This is a genomic window from Lactococcus taiwanensis (assembly GCF_014905395.1).
Classification (GTDB): Bacteria; Bacillota; Bacilli; order Lactobacillales; family Streptococcaceae; genus Lactococcus; species Lactococcus taiwanensis.
In genome coordinates, this window is sequence record NZ_BNDT01000003.1 from 197,207 (window position 1) to 210,990 (window position 13,784).

12 protein-coding genes are annotated in these 13,784 nt (G+C 37.8%); 11 read left to right on the forward strand and 1 reads right to left on the reverse strand.

What is annotated here, in order from left to right; genetic code table 11:
• Positions 1-24 precede the first annotated feature (24 nt).
• From trpB to psiE, 10 genes are all read left to right on the forward strand, one after another.
• Positions 25-1,233, forward strand: coding sequence for a tryptophan synthase subunit beta (gene trpB / locus JKP71_RS05035; protein WP_200407251.1), 1,209 nt, complete (start codon positions 25-27; stop codon positions 1,231-1,233).
• Positions 1,230-1,991, forward strand: coding sequence for a tryptophan synthase subunit alpha (trpA, locus tag JKP71_RS05040; RefSeq protein WP_200407252.1), 762 nt, complete (start codon positions 1,230-1,232; stop codon positions 1,989-1,991). Before trpB ends, trpA begins: the two co-directional genes overlap by 4 nt.
• A 174-nt stretch (positions 1,992-2,165) precedes the next feature.
• Entirely contained in the window at positions 2,166-3,005 is an 840-nt protein-coding gene (gene licT, locus JKP71_RS05045) for a BglG family transcription antiterminator LicT (RefSeq protein ID WP_075525539.1), read from the forward strand.
• Between the two features lie 100 nt (positions 3,006-3,105).
• Positions 3,106-5,025 (forward strand): beta-glucoside-specific PTS transporter subunit IIABC, encoded by a 1,920-nt coding sequence (locus tag JKP71_RS05050; protein WP_200407253.1) that lies wholly within the window; start codon positions 3,106-3,108, stop codon positions 5,023-5,025.
• Between the two features lie 26 nt (positions 5,026-5,051).
• Positions 5,052-6,488, forward strand: a complete 1,437-nt coding sequence (locus JKP71_RS05055; protein ID WP_200407254.1) for a glycoside hydrolase family 1 protein — start codon at positions 5,052-5,054, stop codon at positions 6,486-6,488.
• 184 nt (positions 6,489-6,672) lie between these two features.
• Positions 6,673-7,293, forward strand: coding sequence for a GntR family transcriptional regulator (locus JKP71_RS05060; RefSeq protein ID WP_075525542.1), 621 nt, complete (start codon positions 6,673-6,675; stop codon positions 7,291-7,293).
• Positions 7,294-7,506: 213 nt separating this feature from the next.
• Positions 7,507-8,718 carry a quaternary amine ABC transporter ATP-binding protein gene (locus JKP71_RS05065; RefSeq protein ID WP_200407255.1) on the forward strand — a complete coding sequence of 404 codons (1,212 nt, stop codon included), beginning with the start codon at positions 7,507-7,509 and terminating at the stop codon, positions 8,716-8,718.
• Complete coding sequence (locus JKP71_RS05070) at positions 8,711-10,432, forward strand: ABC transporter permease/substrate binding protein (RefSeq protein WP_075525544.1); 1,722 nt, start codon at positions 8,711-8,713, stop codon at positions 10,430-10,432. The genes JKP71_RS05065 and JKP71_RS05070 overlap by 8 nt, the downstream gene beginning before the upstream one ends.
• Positions 10,433-10,571: 139 nt before the next feature.
• Complete coding sequence (locus JKP71_RS05075; RefSeq protein ID WP_075525545.1) at positions 10,572-11,510, forward strand: cation diffusion facilitator family transporter; 939 nt, start codon at positions 10,572-10,574, stop codon at positions 11,508-11,510.
• Between the two features lie 71 nt (positions 11,511-11,581).
• Positions 11,582-12,013, forward strand: a complete 432-nt coding sequence (gene psiE / locus JKP71_RS05080) for a phosphate-starvation-inducible protein PsiE (protein ID WP_200407256.1) — start codon at positions 11,582-11,584, stop codon at positions 12,011-12,013.
• A 47-nt stretch (positions 12,014-12,060) separates the two neighbouring features.
• Here psiE and coaA read toward each other — a convergent pair whose 3' ends face one another.
• Positions 12,061-12,981, reverse strand: a complete 921-nt coding sequence (gene coaA, locus JKP71_RS05085; RefSeq protein ID WP_200407257.1) for a type I pantothenate kinase — start codon at positions 12,979-12,981, stop codon at positions 12,061-12,063.
• 188 nt (positions 12,982-13,169) lie between these two features.
• Between coaA and JKP71_RS05090 the strand changes: the two genes are divergently transcribed.
• Positions 13,170-13,778, forward strand: coding sequence for a class I SAM-dependent methyltransferase (locus JKP71_RS05090; RefSeq protein ID WP_075525547.1), 609 nt, complete (start codon positions 13,170-13,172; stop codon positions 13,776-13,778).
• Positions 13,779-13,784 lie beyond the last annotated feature (6 nt).

A 13,784-nucleotide genomic window follows, 5' to 3' on the forward strand; every position in this document is an offset into this window, starting at 1 on the left:
ACTTACATAAAAAGGAGCAACAGCATGACCTACAACCAACCTAACAACAAAGGATTTTACGGCCAATTCGGGGGCCAATTCGTACCTGAGACACTAATGACAGCAGTAAAACAATTAGAAGAAGCCTACGAAGATAGTAAAAAAGACCCCATTTTTCAAGCAGAACTTAAAGAATTACTTAAAGACTATGTTGGACGAGAAAATCCACTCTATTATGCAAAACGCCTAACAGAATATGCGGGCGGAGCAAAAATCTATCTTAAAAGAGAAGACCTCAACCATACAGGAGCACACAAAATCAACAATGCCCTCGGACAAGTCCTCCTTGCCAAAAAAATGGGGAAAAATAAAGTCATTGCGGAAACAGGTGCAGGCCAACACGGTGTCGCAACCGCAACCGCCGCTGCCCTCTTTGGCATGGAATGTACGATTTATATGGGTGAAGAAGACGTTAAAAGACAAGCTCTCAATGTCTTTCGCATGGAATTACTCGGGGCAAAAGTTCATTCAGTGACTGATGGTTCACGCGTCCTTAAAGATGCGGTTAATGCAGCACTTAGAGCATGGGTTGCTCAAGTTGAAGATACGCATTATGTAATGGGCTCAGTTCTTGGACCACATCCATTTCCACAAATTGTGCGTGATTATCAAGCTGTTATTGGACAGGAAGCGCGTGCCCAATTTTTAGAAAAAGAAAATAAACTTCCAGATGCTTTAGTAGCTTGTGTCGGTGGAGGTTCAAATTCGATGGGACTTTTTTATCCCTTCGTTAATGATGAATCAGTTGCCATGTATGGTGTTGAGGCTGCTGGTCTTGGGATTGATACACCACAGCATGCAGCGACAATTACTAAAGGTCGTCCCGGCGTTCTTCACGGAACACTCATGGATGTCCTTCAAGATGAAAATGGTCAAATCTTAGAAGCCTTTAGTATTTCAGCCGGTTTAGACTATCCAGGAATCGGCCCAGAACACTCTTATTTCAATGCTATTGGACGAGCAAAATATGTTGATATTACAGATGAAGAAGCACTTGAAGGTTTTAAAATCTTATCTCGAACTGAAGGAATCATCCCAGCACTAGAAAGTTCTCATGCTATCGCCTATGCAGTCAAATTAGCTAAAGAATTAGGACCAGATAAATCAATGATTGTTTGTCTTTCAGGACGTGGGGATAAAGATGTGGTTCAAGTAAAAGAACGACTTGAAGCAGAAAAAGAGGTGAAAAAATGAAAACTTTACAAATGTCTTTAAGCAATAAAAAAAATAATTTTATTCCTTATATCATGGCTGGCGACCATGAAAAAGGCTTAGAAGGTCTTAAAGAAACCATTCAACTTCTTGAAGAAGCTGGGAGTTCGGCTATTGAAATTGGTGTTCCATTTTCAGATCCGGTTGCTGATGGTCCAGTCATCGAACAAGCAGGTTTGCGTGCTTTAGCAAGAAATGTATCCCTTTCAAGTATTCTTGAAACCTTAAAAACAATTGATACAAAAGTTCCTTTGGTAATTATGACCTATTTCAATCCCGTCTATCAGTTGGGAATTGAAAAGTTTGTTGCGGCTCTTGAAGAAACACCAGTTAAAGGACTTATCATTCCTGATTTACCTAAAGAGCATGAGGGCTATATCAAACCATTTATCAATGATAAAGATATCTGTTTAGTCCCTCTGGTTTCATTAACCACCCCACTTTCTCGGCAAAAAGAACTTGTAGCCGATGCTGAAGGATTTATCTATGCCGTTGCAATCAATGGAGTAACTGGGAAAGAAAATGCTTATAGTAACCAACTTGATCAACATTTAAAAGCATTGTCTTCATTAACAGATGCTCCTGTTTTGACAGGATTTGGAATTTCAAATTTAACAGATGTCGAACGATTTAACAAAGTTTCATCAGGAGTAATCGTTGGTTCGAAAATAGTTCGTGACTTGCATGAGAAAAAAGAGCAGGAGGTGGCCACATTTATAAAAAATGCAATTAAAGCGTAAATTTTTTGTAGTTCGAGCGATTAATTTTTTCTTGACAGCGCTTTATAGAAATGCTATAATTTATTTAAATAAAACGGTTACAAAAAATGGATAGTGATTATTAAGTTAAGCTAGACCTTATCAGACCTATTGTTATAGGGGGATAAGGTCTATTTTTGTCAAATGGAGAAGAATGTGAAAATCAAAAAAGTTCTGAACAATAATGTAGTCATTGCTCAAAATGCTAATGAAGAAACCATTCTTATGGGTTTGGGCTTAGGTTTTGGAAAAAAAGCAGGTGAAGTTGTTGAAGATAAAAAAATTGAAAAAATTTTTGCACTGAAAGTAACTTCTGAGCAACAGAATTTTTCAGAGTTACTGTCGGAAATTCCAAGCGGTATCATAGAACTTTCGATATTAACTTTAGCAAAAGCAAAAACAAAATTTGATAAGACAATTTCTGACACCGTTCTGGTTGCTTTTGCAGACCATTTGAATGCAGCCATTATGCGTGAAAAAGAAAATATAACAATAAAAAATTTTCTTTTGTGGGATATTAAGCGGTTTTTTCCAGAAGAATTTGCACTTTGTCTTGAAACTCTTCAAAAAGTTAAAGAAAAACTTAATATCTCCCTTCCAGAAGATGAAGCCGGTTTTCTAGCCATGCACATTGTTAATGGAACGCTGGGAAGTGGTCATGAATATGCGACAGAACTTACAAAATTGATGGAAGAAATTTTAACAACTCTAAAATATACTTTACAAGTAAACTTTAATGAGCAAGATATTTTTTTTCAAAGATTTATTACTCACCTTAAATTTTTCACTGAAAGAATACTTTCTAATGCAAAAAGTGATGAAAGCACCGATGAAGATTTATTCCTTTTAATAACCAGAAAATACCCTAGAGCATACATAGGAACAAAGAAAGTCAGTGAGTTTCTTAAACAGACAAGGTCATACGAAGTTTCGCAAAATGAACAAATATATATGACCGTCCATCTAGCACGTATTCTAGAAAAAATACAAGATTAATTTTTAAGATGACTTTAGTCATCATCAACTATGGTAACAATTGGATCGTGACATTAAGTTGGCGAAACCTCTAAAAAATATATTCTTTTGGAGGTATGTAATGGGCAAATATGAAGCTCTTGCAAAAAACATTGTAGCAAACGTAGGTGGCAAAGAAAATGTCATCTCAGTCGTAAACTGTATTACGAGACTACGCTTTAAGCTCAAAGACGAGAGTAAGGCAAACACAGAAATCCTTAAAAATATGGATGGTGTTGTGACAGTGATGCAGTCTGGGGGACAATATCAGGTTGTAATTGGGAATCATGTACCCGATGTTCGATTAGATGTCGATGCTGTGCTTGGTAAGCTTGATACATCTGAAAGCAATACAGGAGCAAAAGGGAATCTTTTTGATCGTTTTGTAGATATGATCTCTGGGATTTTTCAACCCATCCTAGCTCCGCTTTGTGCGGCTGGTATGCTAAAGGGGGTAAATGCGATTCTCTCCTTTGCGCTCGGTCAAGGTTATCAAACTTCGGCCAGTTATGCTGTTTTCAACGCTATGGGAGATGGACTATTTCTTTTTCTTCCTATTTTTATTGGCTACTCTTCAATGAAGAAATTTAAAGGTTCTCCTTTTTTGGGAATGATGATTGCTGCGGCACTCGTTTACCCCGGTTTTTTAGATGGCACTATCACCGAAACTTTTGCAAAGACGGGTGGTCTTAATTTATTTGGGATTCCTTTCTCAGTCCCTGCAGCCGGATACGGCTCTACGGTAATGCCTATAATTGCTATCACGGCCTTTGCAGCATTTTTAGAACGTCAATTGAAAAAGATTGTGCCTGATGTTGTTAAATTATTTTTAGTTCCTTTCTTTACGGCGATTATCTCAGTACCACTCGGTTTTCTAGTTATCGGTCCGGTAATGAATGTAGCTTCTGATGCATTAGGTAGAGGGTTAATTGCTTTACAAAGCTTTAGTCCGATTATCTTTGGAGTGGTCCTAGGTTTTGCTTGGCAAATCTTGGTTATGTTTGGGTTACATTGGGCCATTGTACCTTTTGCGATTATCGCTCTTGCGAAAGGGGAACCTACAGCGCTCTTAACCGCAGCAAGTATTGCCTCCTTTGCACAAACAGGTGCTGTAGGGGCAGTAATGATGAAAACTAAAGATAAAAAGCTTCGTGAACTTGCAATCCCTGCCTTTATCTCCGGATGGTTCGGCGTGACCGAACCAGCTATTTATGGAATAACACTTCCTAAAAAACGACCATTTTGGGCGTCATGTATTGTTAGTGGAGTTCTGGGTGGAGTAGCAATGGCCATTGGTATTCAAGCTTATACAATGGGAGCACTTGGTATCTTTAGCTTTACTTCTAATATTACTCTTGACGGTGATGTTTCTGGAGCGATAAAAATGATGATTTTAGCAGCTGTGGCTGTAATTTCAGGTTTTATCGTAACTTATCTATTAGGTTTTGAGGACAATGCTCCTCAAAACCTAGAAAAAAATAATTTTAAGCAAGATACTTTTCCTCAAACCGTTACCTCAGCAACGATTCTTACGCCCGTAGAAGGAACAGTTGTACCGCTTGCTCAAGTGAAAGACGCAGCTTTTTCTGCAGGAATTATGGGAAAAGGAGCAGCAATTGAACCCACAGTAGGAGAAGTTCATGCTCCATTTAATGGAACGGTAGTAACCCTTTTTCCTACCAAACATGCTTTAGGTTTGATCTCTGATGATGGAGTGGAACTTTTAATTCATATTGGGATTGATACTGTTCAGTTAGAAGGGAAATATTTTGAAGCTTTTGTAAAACAAGGGCAAAGGATAAATAAAGGCGACTTGCTAGTAAAATTTGATCTTGAAAAAATTAACGAAGCAGGATATAGTACTCAAATCCCGATCATTATCACAAATTCTCAAGATTATCAGGAAGTAATCGCAACCCATCAGATAAGTGTAGGTAAAAAGGATCCATTGCTTACGACAGTTGCAGCGCAGGATACTACATTAGTGGTCAATCCAATTTAAAACTACTAAAATAAAAGGAGATAAAGATGACATTTAAAAACGATTTTTTGTGGGGTGGAGCTACAGCAGCTAATCAGCTAGAAGGTGCTTATAATATAGAGGGGAAAGGTCTTTCGGTTGCGGATGCCATGCCTGGAGGAAAGGAACGTTTAAATATTTTAGCAAGTCCAGGTTTTGATTGGACTATTGATGAGAAAAAATATGTTTATCCTAACCATTTCGGGATTGATCATTATCATCACTTTAAAGAAGATATTGCACTATTTGCTGAAATGGGCTTCAAGGCTTACCGCTTTTCTGTAGCGTGGTCAAGAATTTTCCCACAAGGAGATGAACTTACTCCAAATGAAGCTGGACTAAATTTTTATGATCAGCTGATTGATGAATGTTTAAAATATAAAATAGAGCCAGTAATTACGATTTCTCATTATGAAATGCCCTTACATTTGGCTAAAGTATACGGAGGCTGGAAAAATCGGGATCTGATTGAATTTTATGTTCGTTATGCCCAAGTGTTATTAGAGCGTTATCAAGATAAAGTGAAGTATTGGATGACTTTCAATGAGATCAATTCAGCAACTTTCTTTGCTGGCTTGAGTCAAGGTCTTGTCCCTTCAAATGGTGGTGATAATAAGACAAACATTTTTCAAGCATGGCATAATCAATTTGTAGCTAGTGCGAAAACTGTAAACTATGGCCATCAACTGAATAAAGATTTACAAATCGGATGCATGAGCATCTATTCTACGACCTATTCTTTCGATGCTAACCCGGTCAATCAAATAGCCACGCAACAAAGTATTCAAGAATTTAATTATTTCTGCAATGATGTGCAAGTGCGTGGAGCTTATCCTGCCTTTACAGAGCGATTGCATAAAAAACATGGAGTAAAAGCAGAGCTTTTAAAAATTACTGATGAAGATTTGTCTATTATAAAATCTGGGACGGTAGATTATATTGGTTTTAGTTATTACATGTCAACGGTGGAGTCTAAAACTGGAGAGGGTGTAGAAGCAAGCGGTAATATGGTTTTAGGGGGAGTGAAAAATCCCTTCTTGAAAGAAAGTGAATGGGGCTGGGCCGTCGATCCTGACGGTTTACGCTATGCGCTCAATGATCTCTATGGGCGTTATCAGGTGCCACTCTTCATTGTAGAAAATGGTTTAGGTGCTATTGACACAGTTGATAATGAAGGGCTTATCAATGACGACTATCGAATTGATTATTTACGCCGCCATATCAAAGCCATGAATAGTGCGGTGGAAGATGGAGTTGAACTTCTTGGCTACACTCCGTGGGGGTGTATTGATCTTGTTTCTGCTTCAACGGGTGAAATGAGTAAACGTTACGGCTTTATCTATGTTGATCTAGATGATGAGGGGAATGGTACAGGTGCAAGGATGAAGAAAAAATCCTTTGATTGGTATAAGGAAGTCATCGCATCAAATGGAGAAAAACTGTAAATAGGCTTAGGTTTTAATAATCTTTAAAAGAGATTCATTTTGGTTTGAAGTGAATCTCTTTTTTGACCTTTGAAAAGGACAAAGAAGGATTTTAATTGAAAAAAGAAAAATAAAGCGCTATAATATGTTGAAACTTTAGCTCGATAAAAGTAGAGCTGACAATTTGACGAAAAGGAGAAAAATTTTGCGTGTAGCTCGACAACCACGTTACCAGCAAATCGCACGACTTATTGCAGAAAAAATTGCCCGTAATGAGTTAAAAGTAGGCGAAAAAATATATGCAAGGTCGACTTTAGCAACGACGTTTGGCGTTTCTCCTGAGACAGCGCGTAAGGCAATTAGTGTACTTAGTGATTTAGGGATTGTTGATCCGGTTCATGGAAGCGGCGTGATTGTCGTTTCTCGTCAAAAGGCTCAGGAGCACCTGGAACAATACCAAGAAGTTGAGACGATACAGGACCTACAAGAACAAATCTTAGAAAGTGTTGTACGACAACAGTCGGAATTAGCAAATTTTTCCACGATTCTTGATAAATTAGTAGACCAGACTGAACATTTTCAAAAAGCTAACCCTCTCACCCCGATTGAGTTTGAGCTTGTTGAGCAATCCCCAAAACTTGGGAAAACTTTGGGAGAGATGAATCTCTGGCAAAATACAGGTGCTACTATTGTCGCTATTTTGCAAAAGGAGGAGTTGATTGTTTCGCCAGGACCTTACGCTACAATTAATCAAGGAGATACCCTTTATTTTGTAGGCGCATCCAATACCTTACAGATTATTCAAAACTTTTTTTATACCAAATAAAAGACATCGTTTACATAGGCGATGCCTTTTTTAAGTGGAAGTTAAGTTATTTGACAAAGTGACAACATATTGCTATTATGGAGTGGTCACTTTTAAGAGTATGATATAGAATACTAATATTTTCCGTGCGTGTAATTATTAATCATTTATTGAGTCATAGAAGAACTTAGAGAAGCATGAGATTTATTAGTTGAAAGACAAGGAGGATATATATTGCCAGTAAAAGTTAAAATAGAACATTTAACAAAAATATTTGGAAAACGCGTTAAAGCTGCCCTAGCTATGGTAGAGCAGGGAGAATCTAAAAATGAAATTCTCAAAAAGACCGGTGCAACCGTAGGGGTTTATGACACCAACTTTGAAATTAATGAGGGTGAAATTTTCGTCATCATGGGATTATCAGGTTCGGGGAAATCAACTTTACTGCGCTTACTTAACCGTTTAATTGAACCTACGAGTGGTAAAATCTTTATTGATAATCAAGACGTAGCGACTTTAAACAAAGAAGATTTGTTAAAGGTAAGACGTAAAACAATGAGCATGGTTTTTCAAAATTTTGGTTTATTCCCGCATCGCACAATTTTGGAAAATACAGAATACGGTTTAGAAGTTCAAAATGTGCCCAAAGAGGAAAGACGAGTGAGAGCAGAAAAGGCCTTGGCCAATGCTAACTTGTTAGATTTTAAAGATCAATACCCTAAGCAATTATCTGGCGGGATGCAACAACGTGTTGGTCTTGCTCGAGCTTTGGCTAATGATCCTGAAATTTTGTTAATGGACGAAGCTTTCTCAGCATTGGACCCGTTGATTCGACGCGAAATGCAAGATGAATTACTGGAACTTCAAGCAAAATTCCAAAAAACAATTATTTTCATTTCACATGATTTAAATGAAGCACTTCGTATCGGTGATCGTATAGCCATTATGAAAGATGGTAAAATCATGCAGATCGGAACAGGAGAAGAGATTTTAACAAATCCTGCAAACGATTATGTCAAGAGCTTTGTTGAGGATGTCGACCGTGCTAAAGTTATTACTGCTGAGAATATCATGATTCCAGCGTTGACAACCAATGTGGATGTGGATGGACCTACGGTTGCGCTCAAGAAAATGAAGGCTGAGGAAGTCAGCTCTCTTATGGCCGTTGATAAGAAACGCCAATTCCGAGGGGTGGTTACGAGTGAGCAGGCCATTAATGCTCGCCAAAATAATTTATCCTTACGTGATGTGATGACAACAGATGTAGATCAAGTAAGCAAAGAAACACTGGTCAGTGATATTTTACCAATTATTTATGATTCACCAACTCCACTTGCTGTAATTGATGAGCAAGGTTACTTAAAAGGTGTATTAATTCGTGGGAGTGTCCTTGAAGCCCTTGCGGATATCCCTGATGAGATTGTAGAGGAGGAAAATAATGATTGATTTAGCGATAAGCAAACTCCCACTGGCCCAGTGGGTATCCAATATTACAGATTGGATTACAAGTAATTTTAGTGGTGGCTTTGATGTTATCCAGAAAATAGGAACATTTATTATGAATACCGTAACGGGTGCTTTAACAGCAGTTCCGTTTTGGCTGATGATTGGTGTGGTCACTTTACTTGCCATCTTGGTCTCTGGTAAGAAAATTGCTTTTCCTATTTTCACGTTTTTAGGGCTAGTCTTGATTGCTAATCAGGGGTTGTGGACAGATTTGATGAACACAATCACGCTTGTTTTACTCTCAAGTTTGCTTTCAATCGTAATCGGAGTGCCCTTGGGAATATGGATGGCGAAATCAGAAATTGTCGCTAAAATTGTCCAACCAATTCTAGACTTCATGCAAACAATGCCAGGTTTTGTTTATTTGATTCCTGCGGTTGCTTTCTTTGGTATCGGTGTAGTGCCTGGGGTATTCGCTTCAGTAATCTTTGCCTTACCACCTACTGTACGAATGACTAATTTGGGTATTCGTCAAGTTTCGACAGAATTGGTTGAAGCTGCTGATTCTTTTGGATCGACTCCACGCCAAAAACTTTTTAAGTTGGAATTTCCTTTAGCTAAAGGAACGATCATGGCTGGGGTAAATCAAACCATCATGTTGGCACTTTCAATGGTAGTTATTGCTTCAATGATTGGTGCGCCAGGGCTTGGTCGTGGTGTATTGGCTGCGGTACAATCGGCTGATATTGGTAAAGGTTTTGTAAGTGGGATTTCACTTGTCATTTTAGCGATTATTATTGACCGCTTTACTCAAAAACTTAACGTTTCACCGATTGAAAAGCAAACGAATCCTAAGATACGTCGCTGGAAACGTTGGGTGGCCCTAGCTTCACTTCTTGTATTGATTATTGGTGGAATTTCAGGACTTTCTTTTGGTAAAAAAGCTGCTGATAAAAAGGTAGACTTGGTTTATATGAACTGGGATTCTGAGGTAGCATCTGTGAATGTATTGGAACAAGCGATGAAACAACATGGCTTTGACGTGAATACAACGGCCCTAGATAATACGGTTGCTTGGCAAACCGTTGCAAACGGTCAAGCAGATGGAATGATCTCTGCTTGGTTGCCTAATACACATAAAACTCAGTGGCAAAAATTTGGCAAATCAGTTGAAAATCTCGGTACTAATTTGAAAGGTGCTAAAGTTGGCTTGGTTGTTCCTGCTTATATGAATGTAAATTCAATCGAAGATTTGAAAAATCAAGCCGATAAGAAAATCATCGGAATTGAACCTGGTGCTGGTGAAATGGCAACAGTTGAGAAAACGATGAAAGCTTATAATAATTTGAGCGATTGGACTTTGGTTCCTTCGTCTTCAGGTGCGATGACGGTTGCTTTAGGCGAAGCCATCAAACAGCATAAAGATATTGTAGTAACGGGATGGTCTCCTCACTGGATGTTTAATAAGTACGATTTGAAATATTTAGAAGATCCTAAAGGAACTATGGGTACTGAAGAAAATATCAATACGGTTGTTCGTAAAGATTTGAAGAAAGATAATCCAGAAGCCTACAAAGTATTAGATCAGTTCAATTGGACTCAAAAAGATATGGAAGCAGTAATGCTCGATATTCAAAATGGAAAAAGTCCAGAAGAAGCTGCAAATAAATGGATTAAAGCTCACCAAAGCCAAGTAGATCAATGGTTTAAGTAAAATTTACGGGTAAGTTTTAAAAAAGGATAAAAGATCTCCTGACGGATTTGTTCAGGAGGTCTTTTTTAGCATCCGAATTCCGTGCTGAGTAAGAGTTTTTGTTATAATAGAATTAAAATTTAGATAAAGTGAGTGAAGAATGGAAAAACAAAATAAAAAAAGTTCGGGAATGTTTGCCGTTTTTGCGGCGCTTGGAGCCAATATACTGGTAGCAATTAGTAAGTTTGTTGGTTACGCCTTATCTGGTTCTGCTGCGATGTTAAATGAGAGTATTCATTCTGTTGTAGATTGTGGTAACCAAATCTTACTATTGTTTGGGGATCGGCGCTCGAAGCAAAAGAGTTCTAATCTTCACCAATTTGGTGAAGCACGGGCAAAATATTTCTTTAGTATGATTGTGGCAATGTTCCTCTTTTTTGGTGGGGGAGTTATTGGGGTAATGGAAGCTTATGATAAATTGGTCCACCCAGCTCATACCGTAGAAAATACAGGGATTGTGATTGCTATCTTGATTGCTGGTATGTTGATTGAGGGGTCTTCTTTACGGATTGCTTTTAAGGAGATTGCTGAGTTAAATACTGGGAAATTACCGATTTTTAGATTTTTACATGAGAGTCGGCACAGTGAGATTTTAGTAATTTTTGCTGAGGATTTTTGTGCCATCATTGGCTTATTATTGGCACTTTTGGGCACTGTTTTGACTCTTGTGACAGGTAATCCTATGTTTGATGCAATAAGTGGGATGCTGATTGGAATATTATTGATGGGAGCAGCGATTTTCCTCACGCGCGAATTTTATAGCTTGATTGTTGGTGAACGGGTTACAGATAGTGACCTCACCAAGATTTTAGCCGCTTTTGAGCGTTCTGATATCGAGCGCGTTATTAACGTCAAAACGGTTCACTTGGGTCCAACAGAAATATTAATTGCTGCCAAAATTGATTTAGTTAATGAATTGGTGATACCAGATTATGATGTGGTCAATCAAATTGAAGCTGAAATTCGGAAAAATCTCGCAGATAAAAAGTGTTATATTTATATTGAAATTGATGAATTTGACGAAAATTATCAACGTTAAACTTACTGACAGAACCGTCAGTTAATAAATGATATAATAAACTTATAAAACAATAAGAAAAGGAGGAAAAAGTGAAAGATTATTTTGAGCATTTTGAATTAAAAATGGTAAAATTATTATCTAAAATTAGTTTTCTCTCACTGATGATTGTGGGCTTAGTGATTGTTTATTTTCTCTTTCGGGAAGTCTACGCGCTTGTTTTACTGACTTTTCAGCCAGACAGTGGCGGTCATTATTATGATGTCTTAAAGAGTATTCTTTCTTTCTTTATTTTCTTTGAGTTTCTTACTTTGATTATCACCTCCTTGCGTAATAAAGGACATGTTTCACTTATTTTCTTATTATCTTTAGGAATTACATCCCTTATCCGTCAATTACTCACTTATCATGAGCAACTAGGGGGAGTGATTTTGATTGCTGTTGCAATCCTCTTATTGATAATAGGTGTAGTGATATTGAAAAAATTTATCTTTGCTGAAGATAAAAATGAAGAACATTTTTAATAGATGAGATTAAAAAAATTACTGACAGCTCTGTCAGTAATTTTTTATTAGAATTTTTTGAGATAAATTTTATCAACATAATGTTTTTCAGTTTTATGAAGAATGATTTCAGCACGATTTCTCGTTGGTTCGATATACTCCCGAAGATTGACTCTGTTGACACTGGCCCAGGTTTCCTTTGCCAATTTGACCACTTCATCAGTCGGCATTTTTGTAAATTGATGATAAAAATTAGCTTCATCAGACTTTGCCAATTTTAATAAGCTATCAAAGCGTTCCAGGTACCACTTTTCAATGAGTTTCTCATCGGCATCTACGTAGATTGAAAAGTCATAAAAATCACTGATATAAAGCATTTGATTTTGAGGATTTTGTAAAACATTGATTCCTTCAACAATCAGAATATCTGGCCGATCAATGATTTGAACTTGATCTGGTAGGATGTCGTAAATTTCATGAGAATAGATAGGGAGTTCGCATGTTTCACCATTTTTCACCCGATATAAAAATTCAATCAGGGCTTCCATATCATAACTTTCTGGGAAACCTTTGCGATCTAAAATACCTTGCGCTTTAAGGTCGGCAGTCGTTCTCAAAAAACCATCTGTTGTGACAAGTTCAACAGAAAGCTTTGGAAAGGCCCGCGAAAGAAGCAGTTGGACAAGTCGTGCTGTTGTTGATTTTCCAACTGCTACTGAGCCAGATATGCCAATGATAAGAGGTGGGGTTTTAACGATTTTTTGAAGAAATAATCCTTTGGAAAAGCTCATATCTTCGCGATTTTTTTTGTAAAGACGAAGCAAATGAACAAGCGGTAGATAGACATCTTGCACATCCTGGAGGCTAATCTCATCATTGAGAGAGCGAATAGACTCTAGCTCTTCATGGGTGAGCGGAGGAATAGAAGTCTTATATAAATTTTGCCACTTTTCACGGCTAATTTCGTCAAAATTAATGAATTCATTCATGAGAAATATTTTACCATATTTTCTAATAGATAAGGTAAAATAACTTATTTTCTTGTAAGCGGCTTAAGGTAGATGAGCACTTACTGATGGCGCTTCCGTTCGGTCAATGTAAAGGTTTACTTATATAAAGGAGACTTATGTAAAATTTTTCAAGGCGAAAAAGTCGCTTTTATGTTAAAATGAGATTAATGGTAAAAACAAATATGTATTACGAGGATAATCGTGACCTTTCGCACGATATTCAAAAATTAAATGTCGAGTTATTGGGCCTTCCGATGGTATTTTCTACTGACCGTGGCGTTTTTTCTAAAAGTGCAATTGATTACGGCTCACGAGTGCTGTTGGAACATTATGACCCTGAACAGGCCGAGAGCCTCTTGGATGTGGGGTGTGGTTATGGGACACTTGGCATCACCTTAGCTAAAAAATTTAATCTTGCGGTAACGATGGTGGACGTGAACAGTCGCGCGCTTGATCTCTGTGAAAAAAATGCTGTAGACAATGCAGTAATACCAGTAGAGATTAAACGCTCTGACACTTATGAGTCGGTCAGCGACTGTTACGATGCAATTATCTCCAACCCACCGATTAGGGCAGGAAAAGAGGTTGTTCATGGTATTCTGAAAGGAGCCTTTGACCATCTCAATCCGCAAGGGCATCTGACGGTCGTCATCCAAAAAAAACAAGGGGCACCATCAGCACAAAAGAAAATGACTGAAGTTTTTGGTAACTGTACGCTCCTTGCAAAGGATAAAGGCTATTTTATCTTACGGAGCTATAAGCTTGATCTTGCTTGATTCAAA

What these genes read in the sequence shown, in the direction of transcription:
- coaA (WP_200407257.1), bottom strand. Translation starts at nt 12,981, where the DNA reads ATGAATGAATTCATTAATTTTGACGAAATTAGCCGTGAAAAGTGGCAA.
- JKP71_RS05055 (WP_200407254.1), top strand. Translation starts at nt 5,052, where the DNA reads ATGACATTTAAAAACGATTTTTTGTGGGGTGGAGCTACAGCAGCTAAT.
- trpA (WP_200407252.1), top strand. Translation starts at nt 1,230, where the DNA reads ATGAAAACTTTACAAATGTCTTTAAGCAATAAAAAAAATAATTTTATT.
- JKP71_RS05050 (WP_200407253.1), top strand. Translation starts at nt 3,106, where the DNA reads ATGGGCAAATATGAAGCTCTTGCAAAAAACATTGTAGCAAACGTAGGT.
- JKP71_RS05070 (WP_075525544.1), top strand. Translation starts at nt 8,711, where the DNA reads ATGATTGATTTAGCGATAAGCAAACTCCCACTGGCCCAGTGGGTATCC.
- JKP71_RS05075 (WP_075525545.1), top strand. Translation starts at nt 10,572, where the DNA reads ATGGAAAAACAAAATAAAAAAAGTTCGGGAATGTTTGCCGTTTTTGCG.
- JKP71_RS05090 (WP_075525547.1), top strand. Translation starts at nt 13,170, where the DNA reads ATGGTAAAAACAAATATGTATTACGAGGATAATCGTGACCTTTCGCAC.
- trpB (WP_200407251.1), top strand. Translation starts at nt 25, where the DNA reads ATGACCTACAACCAACCTAACAACAAAGGATTTTACGGCCAATTCGGG.